The organism is Haloarcula sediminis (genome assembly GCF_035656455.1).
GTDB classification, from domain to species: domain Archaea; phylum Halobacteriota; class Halobacteria; order Halobacteriales; family Haloarculaceae; genus Haloarcula; species Haloarcula sediminis.
Genome location: NZ_JAYMGA010000001.1, coordinates 692,732 through 705,012, shown reverse-complemented (window position 1 = coordinate 705,012; position 12,281 = coordinate 692,732). Strand labels below are relative to the sequence as shown.

Sequence of the window (12,281 nt, the reverse complement as noted above, 5' to 3'; positions counted from 1 at the left end):
TCGTCCCGGGGCGGCGGCGGGAAACCGTTTAGGACTGCCCGTCGCCGTCAGTGGTCGACTCCTCGGCAGGGGCGTCCACACCCATCGAATCGGGCTCGGTCCCGCCCTCGCCGCTCGACTCGCCGTTTGCCGGCACCGTCGGGGCGTCCGGCGAGACGCCGGGGACGTCCACACTGTCCAGTACCGACCGGACGATATCGTCCGGGTCGACGTTCTCGACGGTGGCCTCGGTCGTCAGGATGAGGCGGTGGCTCATCGTCGCCCGGGCCATCCGTTTGACGTCCTCCGGCGTGGCGTACTCGCGGCCGTCGATGACGGCGCTTGCACGCACCGCCTCGAAGACCCGTTGGACCCCGCGCGGGGAGACGCCGATCTCCGTGCGGTCGTCCTCGCGGGTCGCCCGGGCGAGGTCGACGATGTAGCGACACACCGCCTCGTCGACGCGAACGTCCTCGGCCAGTTCCTGCAGTTCGAGCACCGTCTCGGGCCGCACCACAGCGTCGACGCTCGGCGCGAGAGTCCGTCGGTTGTCCCGCATCTCCAGGAGGTCCATCTCCCCGTCGGCGTCGGGATACCCCATCGCGGTCTTGACGGCAAACCGGTCCCGCTGGGCCTCCGGCAGGCGGAAGGTCCCCTCCTGCTCGACGGGGTTCTGCGTGGCGATGACGACGAAGGGCTCGGGCAAGTCGTGGGTCGTCCCGTCGACGCTGACTTGGCGCTCCTCCATCGATTCGAGCAGGGCGGCCTGGGTCTTCGGCGGCGCGCGGTTTATCTCGTCGGCCAGCGCGACGTTCGTGAAGACCGGACCTTCTGCAAACTCGAAGCGCCCCTCGTGTTCGTTGTAGATGTTCGAGCCGGTGACGTCGGCCGGCAGGAGGTCCGGCGTGAACTGGATGCGGGTGAAGGTGAGCCCCAGCGCCTCCGCGAAGACGCGGGCCAGGACGGTCTTGCCGGTCCCCGGCACGTCCTCGATGAGGACGTGACCCCGGGCGATGACGGCCGCGAGCGTCTCGTACAGTACCCGCCGCTCAACGACGACGGCCTCCTCGACCCGGTCGACGATGTCGCGACAGCGCCCGGCGGCCGCCTCGGGCGTCAGGCTCGCTTCGTCCATAGTCAAGCGTCAAACGCCGCTGTCATGAAACTGTTCTCCCGCCAACGCCGCTTTCGCTGCTTCGACCGGCAGTGCGGACAGCACGCTGCTCAGCCACGCAGCCCGACGGCAACCAGTACCACGCCGAGGACGGCCACCCCCATCGTCGTCGGCGACCCTATCCCCGACCCGACCGACCGCCGGGCGAGGTCGAGCGCGGTCAGGCCGGCGATGCCCACTAGGCCGATACCGACGGCGACGACGCCGTGGTACAGCTCCAGCCGGCGCGTCTCCGGAATGTGGCCCAGCTCGGCGGTCACGCCCAGGCCGAACGTGCCCACGTCCCAGGCGACGAGCCCGCCGGTGACCGCCGCGAAGACGAACAGCGACGGGAACCCGTACAGTGCCCCGCCAAGCCCCATGGCGACCAGCCCGGCAGCGGCGGCGGCCGACGTGGCCGCGCGGCCCGGGAGCACACCGGTGTAAAAGCCAAGCAGGGCCACGACGAGGCCGGCGTAGACGAGCAACGGAAGCACCGGGACGAGGAAGAAAAACGTGACACCGACGTAGCCAAACCGGACGAAGGTCGGGACGGAGACAAGCAGCGCGAGGGAGTAACAGACGGCCGCCACCGCCGCGGCGACCGTCCGCGTCGACAGGCTCTCAAAGCCCGCCGTCGCCCGGCGCACGGTCCAGGCGAGGACCGCCACGAGCAGGGCCAGCGCCGCGACCGCGCCAAGCGGAACCGCAGTCACCCGGGCGAGCAGGGCTATCGGTCCGCCGACCGGCGGCAACGAGAGGACGGCCGGCGCTATCCCGCCGACCAGTCCCAGCAGGCCGACGACGACGGCCCCCCACGCGACCGCCGTCAGCCGGAGCAGTGCGGATTTGAGGCGGCCGTACCGCGCTCTCGCCGACGGTCTGCGGTGGACCGGCGTCAGCTCGATAGCCGGCAGCGCCCGGACCGCGACGTAGAGACAGAGCGCGGCGAGCCCGAGGAGCCCGGCGAGCCCGAAGAACGCGGCGACCGGCCCGGCGCCCTGCGCGAGCGAACTGACCAGCCCCCAGCCGAGCAGACCCACCCCGGCGACGAACGCGAGGACGAGTAGCCAGACGAGAAAGAACACGTAGGAGAGCCCGCTCTGGACCAGCGTCGCCGTGACCGTCTCCCCGTCAAACGCGTCGTTCCAGCCGGCCGCCACGCCGAACATAGCGACAAGCGCCCCCGCGACGAGCGTCGCGACCGCCGGGCTCGCCAGCGCGACCAGGCCGCTGGCGCCCACGAGCGCGGCCAGGACGACCGCTGCCGGGAGAAAGAACAGGTGGCCCAGTACCCTGGGCTGGAGCCGGTCCCGCGACAGCAGGGCCATTCCGGCCGACGCGAGCCCGACGAACAGCGCGAACGAGGTAAACAGGAGCGGCCGTCCGACCAGGAAGCCGGCGGCTGAAAGCACCGCGACGACGACGACGGCGACGACGGTCAGGCTGGCCCCGCGGGGTCTGCCCTCGTCGCCGACGGCGGAGGGCGTGTCGAGCCTGGTGCCCCCGATGGCCATTCAGTCCCCACCTCCCGCGCGGACGCTCTCACCGGCTCGCCGGGCCTCGACGGCGAAGGTCGCGTCCAGAACCGCAGACAGCGGCGTCCCGCGGCGCCAGTCGATAGTTCGGGCGCCGCCGGCCTGACAGCGGGCCAGCCGGGTGCGGCGCCGGACCTGCTCGTACTGGCCGCTGACCGTGTTCGAGGCCACGATGTCGGGCGAGAGCACGGTCCGGGAGCGCCCGAAGGCGGACCACTGTTCGACCATCTCGACCGGCGCGTCATCGAGCAGCGGGGAGACGAGGACAAACTGTGCGTCCCGGTCGACCAGGCCGTCGAGTTTACGCGCCTGCTGCGCGGGGTCGCGGTCTGCTGCCGGCGCTGTGTCGATGGCGTCGCCCAGCACCGCGATGGCCCGCGAGCGCTGCTCGCTCCCGCCGCCCGGGGGCAGCCACACCAGCCCGCCCGGCCCGTCACCGTCGACGCCGACGACGGCGACGGCGACTTCGTGGCCGGCCCCCAGCAGCGTGTTCAGCGCCCGGGTCGCCGCGTAGCCCCCGAGTTCGACCGCCGTGGGCCGCCCCGGTCCGGCAGCGACCCGCGAGGCTCCCCGGGCGTCCAGCACGAACACCACCGTCGCCGAGACCTGCCGGTCGTAGTTGACCGTCGAGAGTTCCCCCTGCTTGGCGTAGCCCCGCCAGTCGATGCGGCCGGCCGGGTCCCCGTGACGGTACTCCCGCGTCGAGTGGAAGGTGACGCCCTCGCCGGGCGCGTCCGTCATGAGCCGGCCCACGCGGGCGTTGCCCATGTCCGACAGGGGCGGCGCGTCGGCGTCCAGCCGGCAGAGCAACCTCGTGTCGCCCGTCGGTTGTCTGTCCGCCGTCGCCACGGCCCCCGCACCGGCCCCACGAACGCGCACGCGGGACGGCGGGAAGTCGAACTCGCCGCGGCGCGCGACGACGGTGTAGGTCACCGTCACCGCCTCGCCCGGTTCGAGCGTCCCTCCGCCTCTCGGCGAGCCCCGCAGGACCGCAAGCTCCGGCGGGACCTGGTCGACGACGCGCAGGTCCGACAGCGTCCGGTCGCCGTCGTTCGTCACCGACAGGGTGACCCGAACGGGCCGTCCCGGCGGTGCGACGCGCGGGTCGACCTCCCGCGTGACGGCGAGCGCCTCGGGTACGGCCGCCGTCGAGACGGAGCCGTAGGCCACGTACGCCAGCGGAATCGTCGCGGCGAGCAGGAGTGTCCCGTTCCCCTCGACACCGCCGACGAAACCCAGCAGGACAGCCGCGACCACCGCGCCGCGCCAGCGGACCCGCCGGGCCATTAGCCGCCACCCCCCGAGCCGGCCGGCCACTCGACGGTCTCGTCACCGGCGCCGGCCGGCTCTGTTTCACCGGACGCGGTCTCGGTGCCCGCAACGGACCCGTCCGTCGCTTCCGACGGAGCGGCCCCCGCCTCCGAACCCGGCTCGACCCCGTCGCTCCCCGACTCGGCCGCGCCGACCGAGGCCGACCCCTCGACGGCGCGACGGAGGCTGCCGTCGGCCGCCCGCTGGAGGGCGTCGACGGTCGGTTCGGCCACCGGGACCGGCCGCGGAGCGCGCTGGCCGAGGACCGGCGGCAGCGCCGCGTCGGCCGCTCTGGCGACGGCCCCGACGGCCCGGGCCGTCCGGTGCCGCAGGGCTCTCCCGGGGAAGAGCCAGGCCCAGATTCGACGCCGCAGGGACCGCTCTGGCGGGACGACGCCCTCGTCTAAGACGGCCGCGGCGACGGGGTCGTCGGTCCACGAGCCGTCTTTCAGCGCCGCTTCGATGCGGTCGCGGTCCCAGCCGCCCCGCTCCAGCGCCGCGACGAGCGCCTCACGGAGCGGCGGCCTGACCGTCGCCAGCCCCGCCTCGACGGTCTCCTCGCGGGCGTCGCTCGCGGCGGACTCGACGAGGCCGGACAGCGCTGTCCCCGAGATCGGGTCCGCCTTCGGCGTCGCCTCGGGCGGCTCGTCGACGATGGCACCGCTCTCGCCCCACGGCGCGGGCGCGAACTCCTCTCCGGGCGGACGGACGAGCTTCCACAGCGCCAGAGCGAACACGAGCAGTCCGCCGCCGACGGCGACCCAGGACGGGACCTCGGCGGCTGGGGCGCCGGACAGCAGTCCGAGCCCGGCGCCCAGGACGACGAGCACCGCCCCGACGCCCACCAGCGCCGTCGCGACCCGTCTCACGGGTTCTCACGCTCCTCCCCGTCTCGCGCACTCGAAATCTCATCGAAGGCCCTTCTGGCCTGTGCGTCTCGTTCCTCCGGCGACTGTCCGCCGTACTCGACGTCGCGGAACGCCTCCGTCAGGGTCTCGACGGGGCCGCGCGGGAGCCCGCGCTCGATTGCCGCCCGTGACACCTCGGCGGGGGTCTTCGTCCGCCAGCGCCCCGGCAGGACCCACCTCGCCAGCCGCCGCCAGAGCCGACGCAGCGTCGGGGCGCCGCCGTCGTCGGGTGCCGCCGCGCTCTCTCCGGCCGTCGACGCCGTCGACTCGGCGACAGCCTCGTCCCCGCCCGCCCGCCGCCGGAGCCACCAGGCCACCGCCGCGACGGCGACCAGTGCGACAGCGAGGAGAAGGCCCGCGGTGCCGTAGCCGTAGGTGGCGACCGCGACGACGGCGCCCGCGACGAGCAGGGCGCCGACAGCGCGGCGCGAGCCGCGGAGTCCGACAAGCACCCGCCCGGGCAGCGAGCGGAGCCATCCCCCGAACCGGTCGGCAAGGGCCGAAACCGAGGTCGGCAGCGAGCGGAGCCACGCCGCGAGCCGAGCGGCCTGTGTGCGACTCCAGTCGACAGCCGCTTCGAGCCCTCCGACGACGCAAAGGATCCCCCGCTTGCACCGCTCGATGAACGCCGCGGTCCGCTCGGCAGCCGTCGCACCGCCGGCACGAACCGCCTGCCGGTGCCGGTAGCTGCCGGCGAGGAGGACGCCGACAGCGGCGCCGCCCAGCCCCGGCAGCTCCCAGACGACGTAGCCCACGAACAGCGCCGCGACGCCGGCCCACCCGCGGGCGACGCGACCGGCGGTCTCACGGTCCCGCCGCCGGGCCGTCGCCCAGGTCGTCGCCGTCGCGAGGGCGACAAGCAGGAGCGACCCGCCGGCGGTGTAGAGATACGCGTACACCACCGGGACCGTCGCGCGCTGGCGTGGCGTGGTGGCCGTGACCGTCCCGCCCGCTCTCAGGGGCGCGGTAAAGCGCATCTGCCCGCGGGAGCCGGTGGTTCCCAGCGTCTCCCCGTCGACCGCCACGGTCGCGTTCCGGACCGGGTCGCCGTTTCGCGTCACGTTCACCGTCACGGTCTCGCCCGGTACCGCAAGCTGTGGTTCGTACCCCACCGCCAGCTGTAACACTGCCACCGTGGTTTGGCCGCGTATCTCGCCGCGGCTGACAGTCACCTGGACGCTGTCGCGGTCGGGGACGGAGAGCCGATAGCGCCCCCGCTCGTCGGTCGTGCCGACCGTCTCCCCGTCGACGGTGACGCCGGCGTCAGCCATCGGAACGCCCTCGACTGTCGCGACGAGCGTGACGGCGGTCCCCGGGTACGGGTCGCCCTCGACGCGGACGCTCGCGTCGCCGGCGACATCGAACTGTGTCGTGTTGTTCACGCCGCCGTCGCGCTGCTGGCGGACCGTCCCGGCGTCGAGTTCGGACGCCGCCGGCCCCGCGCCGTCGGCGGCGCCGCCCGCGAGGGCTGCCGATACTCCCGACCCGACGACGCTGGACTCCCGGGAGCCGACCGAGGGGGTCCGGGAGAACGCACACGGCTCGTCGACCGGTGATTCGACCGTGACGTCCAGTTCGGTCTCGAAGGGGACCTCGCCCGACACGAGCCCTCGGTCGTCCGTACGATCGACGTAGTCGCCGTTGAACCACACCCGAACGTCGCTTGCCGGCTCGCCGTCGACGGCGACGAATACCGCCGCCTGTGTCCCGGGTTTCGGGTCACTCTCGACGTACACCTGACACGCACTCGGGGTCCCGTCACCACCGTTTCCGGTTCCCTCGCCGCTGTCACCGCCGAAGAGGTCCCGAAGCCACTCCGGAACGCTCACACCGCCCCCGTCACCGTCCCCACCGCTGTCGCCGCCTCCCCCGTCCAGCAGGTCCGAGAGCCCCTCGGTCAGGTCGCCAGCGCCGCCCCCGAAGGGGGGATTCTGGCCGGAGACCGGGGCGAGAAAGGCCGCCGTCACGAGACCGAACAGGCAGACGACGACAAGCAGGAGCTGACGGCTGTCGGCGCCGTTGTCGCCTGTCGGTCCCACGTTATCGCCCCCTCATAACGGATGTCGTGTTCGGCCCGTACGGGTATTGTTACGTGTGACCGGGGCGCTAATCAATCCCCGGCATCGGCGGGACCGATGGGTTCATTCTGGCCGGGACCCAAACCGGATGTATGCGCGTTCGCGACTGGCAGGACATCATCGAGGACGTGATGGACAGCAACGCCGACCCCGGCGGGTGGCGCGCCGTCGGGGGCGACCGCGCGGGCGGCATCGGCGAGGACATGTACATCGGTCACCCCTCCGCGGGGGTGTACCAGCTGAAGACCTACGCGAAGAACCCGATGTCGGTCCAGGGTGTCGGGTCGCAGGTCGCACGGAAGATAGACGACGACATCGACCCGCTCTTTCCCGAGCAGGGGACCGGCGTCTTCGGCGTCCAGCAGGGGCCCGAAGACGAGGACGACGCAAAGGAGAAGGCACAGAACCTAGAGACCGTGCTGGAGACACACGCCGACGCGCCGACGACGCCGCGGGCCCTCGTCGAGGACATGCTCGACGCCATGGACTCGCCCGCCTACGGCCCGATGGAGTACGACCAGTACGACCGCCCCGACCGGATGGACGACCTGACCGACACGTTCGAGGAGGCCGAACAGCTACTGGAGGCGGAGTTCGAGGACGTCATCGACGAGGACGTAGAGCGGGGGTTCTACTGATGGGTACCCGCTGATGGTCGGCCCCTCGATAACGCAGGAAGACCGCGAGCGGTTCTTCGTCCGGCTGAAAGTCGGCTTCGCGCTCCTTGTCGGCGTCTCGATGGCGCTGGTGACCCTGTGGGGGTCCGGCGGGGCAGTGGTCGCGCTGGGTGTCGGCGTCGCCGCGACGCTCGTTGGCGGCGCCCTCGCGCAGTTTACCTTCCCCGACAGCATCGCCGAGACGCCATACGAGGACGACCTGGACCGCGGACCAAAGCCCGGAGAGCGGCTGCGGGAGCGCCGCGAGGAATCGGAAGAGCCGGCGGAGCGGACCACGAACCGAGACCGTCGGAAGTAGCCGGTAGTAACGAAACCCGTGTCACAGCGGCGTCCGGGACCGTTCAGTTCTCTGAGATACCGCTGACTTCTCCGGGTAGTGTGAGAGCGAACCTATCGTTCCGTTTTAGGATATGCTTTCCGCGGTGTTGAATACAGGTCGCGAGCGTCGTAGCAACCTTCATAACTGAACTGGTAGCTACATGCTGGTATGGCATCTGAGTGGGACAGTTTCTGGACGGGGCTCAAAGAACGGCTACTGCTAATCACGGTACAACTGCTGGTTCTGGTCGTTCTTGGCGGCGGGTTCGCGTATATCGCTACGAACACATGAGTCAGCCAGCACGGATGACTGCTACATTACCCCGGGGCATCGCCCACTCGGAAGCAGTCAGGAACGAGGTGAACACACCCGCTGTATTCTGCAGGCGGTCCTCGACTGATTCCGAATAGGTTTCGAAACGATGGGATAGACCGCCCCCGTTACCGACTGAACTGAGACGCCACTCGTCCGTCGGGTCTGTCGCCGGCTTAGCTGTTTCACAGCCAGTCGCTCCCCATCTCACGGTCGTTGACAAGTATGGAGTATGTTGGTTCGACCAATACGTTTTTTACACCGCTGATTTGTACCCTGATATGAACGGGACCGCTGAATCCGCCCGCGACCTTACAACGCTCTTATGGATACAGCACCAATGCAGACAGCGGTGATCGGGGAAGAGAACCTGGTGAGCAGATGGCCTTTCAGCGACGGTTTCGCCGATGTCGCCGGAGATCACGACGCGACAGCAGCCAGAGACTCGCCGTCGATAGAGCGCCACAGCGGTCGCGATTGCGTGGCCTTCGACGGTGATGACGCGCTCCGGGCCAGCAGGGGCGGCCATGGGGAGCTTGCCCTCTGTGGCGCGGACCAACCCCGGTTCTGTATCACTATGTGGGCGTATTTCGACTCGGAAACTGGCAACGACCCGTCCGGGGAGTCGGCGGCCGCAAGTCACAGCCTCTACCGGAACGACACCGGAGTCCGCATCGTCGGGCGCGAAGCGGAATCCGGCTCCGGCGTCGGCGTTCGGCTCAGCATCAGCCCCTACAGCGATGGTGACGCCAACGGGTACAGCATGGCCGACACAGACGAGGTCACCGTCCCGGTAGACGAGTGGCATCATCTCGCGTTTCTGGTCACGCCGGGCGAGCATCTGGAGATATACGTCGACGGGGAGGTGGAGTTCACCGACGACGAGATGGACGGATACAACGAGTCCAGCTCCGACTTCTGGACCGACGTGACGATCGGCAGTTGGTACGGCGGCAATCCCGAGGAGTGGGGCCATCTGATGCGGGGGAAACTCGCCGACCTGCGGGTGTACCAACCGGGCCTCGACGAGACACAGATACAGCGAATCTACCGAGAGACTGCTGCTGAAACCGGTGGCAGTATTCTCAGAGCCGACGATCTCATCGCCCGATGGCCGTTTGCGGATGGATTCAACGATACGGTCGGCGACGCCGATGCGTCTATCGGTCAGGGCGACCCCGAGATTGGGACATATAGCGGCCGGTCTGGGGTCGCGATGGACGGGGACGACGGGCTTCTCGTCGGCTCCGGGACCGACAACCCCGAACTCAGCATCGTAGAACCGGAGCGCGGGCCTGTCACTATCACCGGCTGGCTGTATTTCGATAGAGAGGAGGGAGGGAGTCCGAACAACTCTCCGGCCAATCACCACATCTTGCGAAACGACGCGGAATACGTCCTCGAGGCCCTCCCGGCGGCTGACACCAGCGGCTCAGTCGAAATACGGTTCGGCATCAGCTCCCTGGGAGAGGGCGAGTCCTACACCACGGAAGATGCCACTGACGCGGAACTGCTCGTCACGACGGGAGAGTGGCACCATCTCGCCCTCGTCGTCAACGCGGCCGACTATCTGACCTGTTACATCGACGGCGTGGAGGCGTTTCACGACGACGACCTCTCCGGGTACAGCCCCCGGAACACGAACTACTGGTCACACCAGACGATAGGTAGCTGGTACGGGACGAGTAGCCCCGACTGGTACGATCTGCTGGTCGGCAAGCTTTCCGATCTCCGTCTCTACGACGGCCAGCTGTCGGGCGACGAGATAAAAGAGATATGCACGAACACCTCCCAGGAGAGCGCGACCTTCGCTGTGGCTATCACCGCCACCAACGCGCCGGTTACGGCGGGCGCCGAACTCGAAGTCACGGCCGAGGTGGAAAATACGGGCGACGCCACTGGGACGCAGTCAGTCACGTTAGAGCGCTCGTCCGGCACCGAACTGGACGGGACGGAGGTCACCCTCGGGGCAGGCGCGACAGACACGGTTACCCTGACCTGGAATCTCGACCCCTCGGAGACGGGCGACCGGACGGTCAGTGTCGTCACCGACGACCACGTCGCGACGCGGTCTGTCACGCTCCAGTCGGGCGATACACCCACCAGTACGCCGGCGACAGCCACCGACAGCAGGGACCGGCTCCGGGACGCGAACCGCCTCGCCACGGTCACTCTAGAGGGGGAGGACCACTACGTCCTCAACCAGATACCCGAGGAGCCGGATGACAGATATGCCTTTACCACGACATCATACGAGCTATTGGAACCCGAGCGGGCCGCCAGCGTCGCAATCAGCTATCAGTACTGCGAAGAATACCCCCACGACTCACAGGAGCGCCTCGCATCCACCGAACGGGAGTACGAGAAGTGGGAGGACGCAGAACAGTTGGCACGGACCGCGAACCTCTTTACGAAACTAAGCGGCGTCCTGGCGTTGGGCGCTGTCGATACGAAGGCCTCGACGCTACAGCTACTCGACCTCGCGGTGACCACGTTTGATTGGGCACAGCAAGACTTCAACCGACCGTACCACGAAGTGTTCGCGAACATCGGCGGCGCAAGCGCCACACTCGGATGGGCGGAGAATCAGGTTCCGGAGGCCACCCAGTCGTTAGAGAACGTCAGTAACCCGGCGGTCAATGTTGCCCAATCAACCTTGCAGGCGTATGAGCGTGCCGATGACATCAAGACAATCGCAGAGAGCGCAGCAACGGTTCTGGAGGTGTTCCGGCAAGCGGACAGTATCCACACGAACGTCAGTGCGAGTTCTATCAGCAGTTCGGCCGACCTCAAAAGCACCGGCTTCACCGTCCTTGCGACCGCCGCTATCTCTATTACGGTTGAAACGGTCGGTAACGCGGCGGAAGCACAGGCTGAGATCGCAGCCATCGGGAAAGCCGCAGCAGCGGCCCAACAACCGCTGCTCAACAAGCTAATCGGGCTGGAAACGCTCGTGAACAACTACAGTATCGGTCCGTCGGGCATCCTCAGAATGCTGGCGCTCAGACAGGTCGACTACCAGATCGAGGCCAGCGCCAGTTACGGGATTAGCAAGACGTACGAAGACCTCTCTTCCGGAGCGCTGGGTGACGGCTACGATGCAGCGCTTGGGGCGGAGACGAGAGCCCAGGACTGGGAAGACAACGGGAGCACGTGGCTCAATCTGAGTCAGTACACCGCAGCGGCCGTCGGCGCGAGCTTCGGTCGCGGCCTGGACAACTACCAGGAGTCGCTGAATTACGAGGCCTACGGCCCACAATCAACGTTTGACTACTAATGACAGACCGACCCAACACAGCCGACGAGAGCCGAGACGAGCCTGCTGACCAGTCACATCCTGACGCTGCCGACGAGGGGACGAGGTCGGCGGACCCATCTGTCGCCGACTCCGGCGGCGCGACGGTTTCTCGGCGCACCATTATCGGTGGTCTGGCCGCAGTAGGTGCGGTCGCCGGGGTAGGCTACTCCCTCTTTGACGACGGGGCGGTCGAGACGCCGGAGCAGACCGGCCAGAACCAACAGGGCGCGACCCAGGACACCTCCGAGTCGCCGTTCCAGTACGAACGGGAGGTCAGACGGAGCTATCAGTCCGAGTCGATTTCGGTGACACCGACGTTCCTGTCCGCACAGACGAGCGTTACGTCAGACAGCGACGAACAGCCGACGACGGAGATCGTGGGTTGGCCAGCGGATACGGAAAACGGAGACCAGCTACTGTTCGTCGTCGAGGACGGATTCGGGGAGTCGTTGATAGATGCCATGGTGGAGTTCTTCGTCGATGTTACGGAACCGACCCACCAGCCCCGTACTGAGGTGGGCGACAACGAGGTCACATTTGATGTGTACGCTGGCGACTCATATGTGGTCGGCGCGGGTTTACATACCACTAGCGGTGAAGCGACTGAGGAGGTGTATCTGGTTCGCGGTGCGAGTACTGAGACCGTGCTGACCCTCGTAGACTCATATAACGAGACGTACACAAGCGAAACCGCCTGACTACGTCTGT

10 protein-coding genes are annotated in these 12,281 nt (G+C 68.4%); 5 read left to right on the top strand and 5 right to left on the bottom strand.

Going from position 1 to position 12,281, the window contains the following annotated elements; translation table 11 throughout:
* Positions 1-28 precede the first annotated feature (28 nt).
* From VJ162_RS03765 to VJ162_RS03745, 5 genes are all read right to left on the bottom strand, one after another.
* Entirely contained in the window at positions 29-1,114 is a 1,086-nt protein-coding gene (locus VJ162_RS03765; protein WP_324662467.1) for an AAA family ATPase, read from the bottom strand.
* A gap of 89 nt (positions 1,115-1,203) precedes the next feature.
* Positions 1,204-2,649, bottom strand: a complete 1,446-nt coding sequence (locus VJ162_RS03760) for a DUF7519 family protein (RefSeq protein WP_324662466.1) — start codon at positions 2,647-2,649, stop codon at positions 1,204-1,206.
* Entirely contained in the window at positions 2,650-3,957 is a 1,308-nt protein-coding gene (locus VJ162_RS03755; protein ID WP_324662465.1) for a DUF58 domain-containing protein, read from the bottom strand. It abuts the gene before it with no gap.
* A complete protein-coding gene (locus tag VJ162_RS03750; protein WP_324662464.1) occupies positions 3,957-4,850 on the bottom strand; it encodes a DUF7269 family protein in 894 nt (297 codons plus the stop codon). The genes VJ162_RS03755 and VJ162_RS03750 overlap by 1 nt, the downstream gene beginning before the upstream one ends.
* Positions 4,847-6,928, bottom strand: a complete 2,082-nt coding sequence (locus VJ162_RS03745; RefSeq protein ID WP_324662463.1) for a DUF4129 domain-containing protein — start codon at positions 6,926-6,928, stop codon at positions 4,847-4,849. The genes VJ162_RS03750 and VJ162_RS03745 overlap by 4 nt, the downstream gene beginning before the upstream one ends.
* Positions 6,929-7,059: 131 nt before the next feature.
* On the opposite strand from VJ162_RS03745, the gene VJ162_RS03740 reads away from it, so the two are divergent.
* From VJ162_RS03740 to VJ162_RS03720, 5 genes are all read left to right on the top strand, one after another.
* Complete coding sequence (locus VJ162_RS03740) at positions 7,060-7,605, top strand: hypothetical protein (protein WP_324662462.1); 546 nt, start codon at positions 7,060-7,062, stop codon at positions 7,603-7,605.
* A gap of 13 nt (positions 7,606-7,618) precedes the next feature.
* On the top strand, positions 7,619-7,942 hold the full coding sequence (locus tag VJ162_RS03735) for a hypothetical protein (protein ID WP_324662461.1): 324 nt from the start codon (positions 7,619-7,621) through the stop codon (positions 7,940-7,942).
* 189 nt (positions 7,943-8,131) lie between these two features.
* Complete coding sequence (locus VJ162_RS03730) at positions 8,132-8,254, top strand: hypothetical protein (RefSeq protein ID WP_324662460.1); 123 nt, start codon at positions 8,132-8,134, stop codon at positions 8,252-8,254.
* Between the two features lie 346 nt (positions 8,255-8,600).
* On the top strand, positions 8,601-11,552 hold the full coding sequence (locus tag VJ162_RS03725) for a LamG-like jellyroll fold domain-containing protein (RefSeq protein ID WP_324662459.1): 2,952 nt from the start codon (positions 8,601-8,603) through the stop codon (positions 11,550-11,552).
* A complete protein-coding gene (locus VJ162_RS03720; protein ID WP_324662458.1) occupies positions 11,552-12,271 on the top strand; it encodes a hypothetical protein in 720 nt (239 codons plus the stop codon). The genes VJ162_RS03725 and VJ162_RS03720 overlap by 1 nt, the downstream gene beginning before the upstream one ends.
* Positions 12,272-12,281 lie beyond the last annotated feature (10 nt).

What these genes read in the sequence shown, in the direction of transcription:
- VJ162_RS03765 (WP_324662467.1), bottom strand. Translation starts at nt 1,114, where the DNA reads ATGGACGAAGCGAGCCTGACGCCCGAGGCGGCCGCCGGGCGCTGTCGC.
- VJ162_RS03760 (WP_324662466.1), bottom strand. Translation starts at nt 2,649, where the DNA reads ATGGCCATCGGGGGCACCAGGCTCGACACGCCCTCCGCCGTCGGCGAC.
- VJ162_RS03755 (WP_324662465.1), bottom strand. Translation starts at nt 3,957, where the DNA reads ATGGCCCGGCGGGTCCGCTGGCGCGGCGCGGTGGTCGCGGCTGTCCTG.
- VJ162_RS03740 (WP_324662462.1), top strand. Translation starts at nt 7,060, where the DNA reads ATGCGCGTTCGCGACTGGCAGGACATCATCGAGGACGTGATGGACAGC.
- VJ162_RS03735 (WP_324662461.1), top strand. Translation starts at nt 7,619, where the DNA reads ATGGTCGGCCCCTCGATAACGCAGGAAGACCGCGAGCGGTTCTTCGTC.
- VJ162_RS03730 (WP_324662460.1), top strand. Translation starts at nt 8,132, where the DNA reads ATGGCATCTGAGTGGGACAGTTTCTGGACGGGGCTCAAAGAACGGCTA.
- VJ162_RS03725 (WP_324662459.1), top strand. Translation starts at nt 8,601, where the DNA reads ATGGATACAGCACCAATGCAGACAGCGGTGATCGGGGAAGAGAACCTG.
- VJ162_RS03720 (WP_324662458.1), top strand. Translation starts at nt 11,552, where the DNA reads ATGACAGACCGACCCAACACAGCCGACGAGAGCCGAGACGAGCCTGCT.